At 41.9% G+C, this 6,345-nt stretch carries 5 protein-coding genes; 3 read left to right on the top strand and 2 right to left on the bottom strand.

What is annotated here, in order from left to right; translation table 11 throughout:
* The coding region (locus tag RM049_RS30340) for a hypothetical protein (RefSeq protein WP_322706807.1) at positions 1 to 183 on the bottom strand (183 nt) is incomplete at its 3' end.
* A 244-nt stretch (positions 184 to 427) separates the two neighbouring features.
* Between RM049_RS30340 and RM049_RS30335 the strand changes: the two genes are divergently transcribed.
* A complete protein-coding gene (locus RM049_RS30335; RefSeq protein ID WP_322706806.1) occupies positions 428 to 2,686 on the top strand; it encodes a hybrid sensor histidine kinase/response regulator in 2,259 nt (752 codons plus the stop codon).
* A gap of 240 nt (positions 2,687 to 2,926) precedes the next feature.
* On the opposite strand, the gene RM049_RS30330 is transcribed toward RM049_RS30335, so the two are convergent.
* Positions 2,927 to 3,328 carry a hypothetical protein gene (locus RM049_RS30330; RefSeq protein ID WP_322687665.1) on the bottom strand — a complete coding sequence of 134 codons (402 nt, stop codon included), beginning with the start codon at positions 3,326 to 3,328 and terminating at the stop codon, positions 2,927 to 2,929.
* A 271-nt stretch (positions 3,329 to 3,599) separates the two neighbouring features.
* On the opposite strand from RM049_RS30330, the gene RM049_RS30325 reads away from it, so the two are divergent.
* Positions 3,600 to 4,577, top strand: coding sequence for a chemotaxis response regulator protein-glutamate methylesterase (locus RM049_RS30325; protein ID WP_322706805.1), 978 nt, complete (start codon positions 3,600 to 3,602; stop codon positions 4,575 to 4,577).
* A 196-nt stretch (positions 4,578 to 4,773) separates the two neighbouring features.
* Positions 4,774 to 6,171 (top strand): ATP-binding protein, encoded by a 1,398-nt coding sequence (locus RM049_RS30320; RefSeq protein WP_322706804.1) that lies wholly within the window; start codon positions 4,774 to 4,776, stop codon positions 6,169 to 6,171.
* Positions 6,172 to 6,345: the final 174 nt, after the last annotated feature.

Here is a 6,345-nt window from a genome sequence, read left to right as displayed (position 1 = left end):
CAACAAACGTGCAGGGCGATGCAACAAAGGTGCGAGTCGATACAACAAACGTGCAGAGCAATGCAACAAAGGTGCGAATCGATACAACAAACGTGCAGGGCGATGCAACAAAGGTGCGAGTCGATACAACAAACGTGCAAGGCGATGCAACAAAGGTACAGATCGAGAGACTTGTGTGTACACCGTAGCCTCGTAGGAGAGGGGGTTGGGGGCAATACTTGTCGGGTTTTGGGGAAAAGGGGAAGGTGGGGTTCCAAGAAGGGGATAAGGGGCGGGGGAAAGGGGAAAGAAAAAACCTTTAACCTTTACCCTTTAACCTTTTCCCCAAACCCAATTCCGAGTTAAAAATGGACAAAGCGAGCAGTATTGGGGTTGGGGGAGAGGTTCTTCCAGGATTAATAAATCGGTGTTCTAGGAAGGTGTAGTAATGTTAGAAGAATTTGATGTCAGCAATCTTTCCTTGCTTGATTTATTCAACATGGAAGTAAAAGCCCAAGTTGTGGTATTGAACGATCGCCTGTTGGCACTGGAGACGAAGCCCGATCCCCAAGAAGAACTCGCAGCTTTAATGCGGGCAGCCCATTGCATCAAAGGCGCTGCGCGAATTGTCCAAATCGATCCGGCTGTCAACCTTGCTCACGTTATGGAAGACTGCTTTGTGGCGGCTCAAGAGGGAAAAGTTACCTTAACTGCCGATCGCATTGATGTATTGCTGCAAGGGGTAGATATGCTCCTGCGTATAGCTGAAACGTTTACAGCTAACCCAAATTTGCAGATGTTAGAAAATATCGGCATTCAATCATTGGTGAGGGCGATCGCTAATATCCTAACTCCAGAGGCAACCTCTACAGAAATTCATCCCCTAGTAACAACAGCGCAGTTAGAAGACAACCAACAGACAATCCTTATTTCCCCATCCCCATTAGAAGAACTGGGCATCACCCAAAATCGGGCGGTGCGAATGAGTACTGAAAATTTGAATCGCTTAATGGGTTTAGCAGGAGAGTCTTTAGTTGAGGCGAATTTATTAGAACCATTTGCGAACTCTTTGCTGAAACTGAGAAGCAATCAGGGGGAATTGTCCAACTTACTGGAGAAGTTGCAGGAGTTATTGGGCAAGTATCATCTGGATCGGCAAATTAAGGAAACCTTGAGTGCAACTCATCAAAAAGCTAACGAATGTTACCAGATGATGAGCGATCGCCAAAACGAACTAGAACAATTTTCTCAGCGTTCTGCTAACCTTGCCCATCGTTTATATCAAGAAGTTATTGCGACTCGAATGTGTTCCTTTGCAGATGGGGGACAGGGATTTCCGCGGATGGTGCGCGACTTAGCTAGACAATTGAGTAAACGGGTGAAACTGGAAATCGTTGGTAAGTCTACTTTGGTAGATCGAGATATTCTCGAACGTCTAGAAGCTCCGTTGACTCATATCCTGCGGAATGCGATCGATCATGGCATTGAATTGCCCCAGGAACGTCTAGCAGCAGGAAAGCCAGAAGAAGGAATTATTCGGATTGAAGTTACCCATCGCGCCGGAATGCTGTTTATCACCGTTGCAGATGATGGGCGGGGAATCGATATCGAGTTTTTGCGCCAAGCAGTCATCAGCAAACAACTGACAAACCCGGAAATGGCAGCCCAACTTACCGAAGTTGAGTTGATGGAGTTCCTGTTTTTACCTGGTTTCTCCACAACCCAGACTGTAACTGAAATTTCCGGTAGAGGTGTGGGGCTGGATATCGCCCATAGCACAGTGCGGGAAGTTGGCGGCACGCTGCGGGCGGTTTCTGTGTTGGGAAGGGGTATGACCTTTCACTTGCAGTTACCGCTAACCCTATCTGTGATTCGCACCCTATTAGTAGAAATTGCTGGCGAACCCTATGCTTTTGGACTGACACGCATTGAAGAGGTGTTGATATTATCGAAGTCTAAGATTGCTGTATCGGAAAATCGCCCATTTTTCGTCATAAATAATCAACCTGTGGAGTTGATTTTAGCAAGTCAAGTTTTAGAGTTAGCCTCGCCTGCGGTGAATATGGAATCGCTGTCAGTTATTGTAATTAGCGATCGTCTCAATCGTTACGGATTAGTTGTAGATCGGTTTCTCGGTGAATGCAATTTGGTTGTCCGCCCCCTAGATCCCCGCCTTGGTAAAGTCCCCAACATTAGCGCCGCCGCCCTGATGGATGATGGTTCGCCAGTGTTGATTGTCGATGTTGAAGATTTGGTACGTTCCATTGCCAAGGTGTTTTCCAGCGGACAACTTTCTCAGGTAAATCAGTCTGCTCATCAGGCAGTTACCAAAACTTACAAGCGAGTGTTAGTGGTGGATGATTCGATCACTGTGCGCGAAATGGAGCGCAAACTTTTAGAAAACAATGGGTACAAAGCGGAAGTGGCGGTTAATGGTATTGATGGTTGGAATGCAATCCGTAGCGGCGATTATGACTTGGTGGTGACAGATATTGATATGCCCCGGATGAACGGCTTTGAACTCACCAGCCAGATAAAAACTCATGCCAAGTTGAAGCAAATACCTGTGATTATAGTTTCTTACAAAGACCGGGAAGAAGACCGACTGCAAGGGTTAGAAGCAGGTGCAGACTACTACTTAACTAAGAGCAGCTTTCATGATGACACTCTGTTAAAGGCGGTGATTGATTTAATTGGAGAGGCTTGATAATAATTCGTAATTCGTAATTAAGAAAGTAAGATTTTAGGACTAGCACTTTCAAGGTGACAAACGAAGATACGTTGTTTCAGTGCTGCCATTTTAAATCCTCCGCTCAGATTTTGGGCTTTTTGAATGTTGAAATTAGCAATTCTCGTTTCAAATTTCACCACCTTGAAAGGGCTGAATCTAGGACTTACGCATTGACAAGAAAATCTCATCCATCTCCTTGTACTGTCTGTCTAGTAATCAGGATTCTTGCCGAATTTGGTTTCTGATAAAAAGTTGTTCTGCATTAAGTAGGATGACTAGTAGCCCTACAGATGCTCTGGCGATTACCGGAGTTGTCCAGTTGTGATTCACCAGGTCGGGGATGGTTATAACAAGCATCAATACAATGATGAATATTGGTAGAATCATCACAATATTCCGATCCCAAGCAGGTTTATCGCGCAGTCTCGCTTCGCTTTGTAGTACGCGATTACGCCAAAATGGAAAAGTACTTAGGACAGAGGTAAGGTATAACAGTCCAGCATTAATTAGCAGAATTGTTTTAACGTTTGGAGTGATGTCAGAATTTCCAAAGAAGATCGCTGTTAGGCAAGCTCCCGCTGCTAGATACAGAAAAGTAAACAGGGTAAAGTGCTTCATTGGTTACTCCTTATGCTTTATAAACTGGAGTTTTGACTATATGGCAAAGGCATTTAAATTATATAGGACTAGTCCTTTCAAGGTGACGAACAAAGATACATTGTTTCAGTCCTACCATTTTGAATCCTCCGCCGAGATTTTGGGCTTTTTGAATATTGAAATTACCAATTTTCGTTTTAAATTTCACCACCTTGAAAGGGCTGATCCTAGATTTAATCTGGGTTTTTATCTGTTGTATTTGTCGCGTTATTTTGGAGAAATGTCATAATTTGTGAGAATTGCGATCGCTAACGATATGTTAATGGCTGTAGAGGTACTGCGGCGAGCTGTGGTAAAAATACCAGGTTACAAGCTGGCGTGGGTTGCCTACGATGGTGCGGAAGCTGTGAGCAAGTGTGCGGCTGATACTCCCGACTTGATTTTGATGGATGTGCTGATGCCCAGTATGGATGGAGTAGAAGCTACTCGGCATATCATGAGGCAATCTCCCTGCGCGATTGTGATGGTAACAGCTAGCGTTAATCGCTATGCAGCCAAGGTTTTTGAAGCAATGGGCTATGGAGCCTTGGATGCCATCAATACGCCAATCTTAGGCGATGATGGGTTACTAAATAAAATTGCCACGATCGCCCGCTTAATTGGCAAATCTTCACATCGGCGATCGCCCCCTGTCCATCACTCAAAATCACTTCCACCTCTAATCGTTATTGGGGCTTCCACTGGTGGCCCCCAGGCATTGAAAACTATTCTCTCTCAATTTCCCCAAGACTTTCCGGCAGCTGTGGTTATTGTTCAACATATGGATGCCCAATTTGTCCAAGGTTTTGCCGCCTGGTTGAATGAGCAAATTCCTCTACCTATGCAACTAGCGATCGCAGGTTCTACACCACAGCCTGGTAAAGTTCTGCTTGCTGGCACAAATCTTCATTTAATAATGCGTCCCGACCTCACCTTTAGCTATGACAAAGAACCACTATATTTTTTCTATCGTCCATCAATTGATGTTTTCTTCAAGAGTGTGGCTAAAAATTGGACTGGAAAAGGGGTTGGGGCCTTGCTGACGGGGATGGGAGGAGATGGCGCTCAAGGCTTAAAACAATTGCGCGAAGCAGGTTGGCATACTATTGCTCAAGACCGCAAAACTTGCGTTGTTTATGGTATGCCGAAAGTAGCAGTGGAATTAAAAGCTGCGGTAGAGGTTTTGCCAGTTGAGGCGATCGCATCAGCCTGCATCAAATTTACGAAATAACACTTAACTTAAAAGTATTTTATAATACTTTTGTATCAAAACTGTGTATGAAAGCAAATACTTAAAACACCTTTACGAAGTATTGCAAAACACTAATACTTTTAATTACTGAGATATAATCACGACAATTACATATTAGTATATTTTACTGACTAGTTTGTAGTATTAAAAACAAATACCTATTTATAGGTGCTAAATGAACCTGCAAGAAACAGCACTCTTAGAAATATCTCCAAAGACAGCAAGATTATCACCACCAAACTGGAGTCAACCACAAGCTCCACAAGCCGCGCCATTTATTCTGGATGCCAAAATATCCACAGTCAGGCTTTTGCTAATTGACGATCAGATAATTATCAGCGAAGCCTTCCGTCGGATGGTTGCGACAGAAACAGATATATCCCTTCACTATACAAGCAATCCGGCTCAGGCTATTCAAGATGCGATCGCCATAGAACCAACGGTGATATTTTTGGATATGGTCATGCCAGATATCGATGGATTAATGTTACTGCGTTGGTTTCGCTCTCATCCAGTAACTCGTGATGTACCAATCGTTATGTTATCCAGTAAAGAAGAAGCAAAGCTCAAAGCAGAAGCTTTTACCGAAGGCGCTAATGACTACTTAATCAAATTACCAGATCCAGTTGAGTTAATTGCCCGCATTCGTTATCATTCCAAAGCTTACAATAACCTCAAAGCACTCACTACTGCAACTGCTACTGCCCAACTTCAAGCACAACAGTTAGAAAATACTTTACGAGAATTACAAACTACCCAAGTTCAATTGATTCAGACAGAGAAAATGTCTAGCTTAGGTCGGATGGTTGCAGGTTTAGCGCACGAAATTAATAATCCTGTTAATTTTATTCACGGTAATTTTAATCATCTTAATAACCATGTAAACTGTCTTTTAAATTTAATCCAACTATATCAACAAGAACATCCAGATTCCTATTCTTTGTTTGAAGAAAAATTTGGTGACTTTAATATTGATTTCATCAGCGATGATTTACCAAAAATTCTTTCATCCATGAGGATAGGAACCGATCGAATTCGTGACATCGTGCTGTCCCTAAAAAACTTTTCTCGACTCGATCAGTCAGATAAAAAAGCTGTTAATATTCATGAAGGAATTGAAAGTACTTTATTACTTTTAAATCATCGACTACAACCAAAAATTGAGATTATTAAAAAGTATGGAAATCTCCCACCAGTTCAATGTTATCCAGCACAATTAAACCAAGTATTCATGAATATCCTTAGTAATGGCATTGATGCTTTACTAGAGCTAGATAATCAGATCCAAAAGCAAATTGTAATTCAAACTGAAGTAACTCAATTAGAAACAGTCATAATTACATTTAGAGATAACGGTAATGGAATAGATTCTGAAATTAAAAGCAAGATATTCGATCCTTTTTTTACAACTAAACCCATCAACAAAGGAACGGGACTAGGTTTAGCAATTAGCCATCAAATTATTGAGAAACATCAGGGAAATATCCAGCTAAAGTCTGAACTTGCTCATGGAACGGAATTTACGATCGAAATTCCAATAGCATTACCTGTGAATCATAAAAGCAACACTTGAATTAAGATTTCACCGAAGAATTATTCTCCAAAGTGTTTATTCATTTTTCAACAAAGTTAACTTATAAGTTAATAAGTTTATAATCCACTTAAATGCGATCGCACTTTTTTATAGGAATCCATAATTCATCTCATCGCATCTTAATGATGAATTATGAATCATTTGCTACCATTT

Source organism: Nostoc sp. DedQUE04, from assembly GCF_034530995.1.
Classification (GTDB): Bacteria; Cyanobacteriota; Cyanobacteriia; order Cyanobacteriales; family Nostocaceae; genus Nostoc.
This window is presented reverse-complemented; position numbering and strand designations above follow the sequence as displayed.

What these genes read in the sequence shown, in the direction of transcription:
- RM049_RS30320 (WP_322706804.1), top strand. Translation starts at nt 4,774, where the DNA reads ATGAACCTGCAAGAAACAGCACTCTTAGAAATATCTCCAAAGACAGCA.
- RM049_RS30330 (WP_322687665.1), bottom strand. Translation starts at nt 3,328, where the DNA reads ATGAAGCACTTTACCCTGTTTACTTTTCTGTATCTAGCAGCGGGAGCT.
- RM049_RS30335 (WP_322706806.1), top strand. Translation starts at nt 428, where the DNA reads ATGTTAGAAGAATTTGATGTCAGCAATCTTTCCTTGCTTGATTTATTC.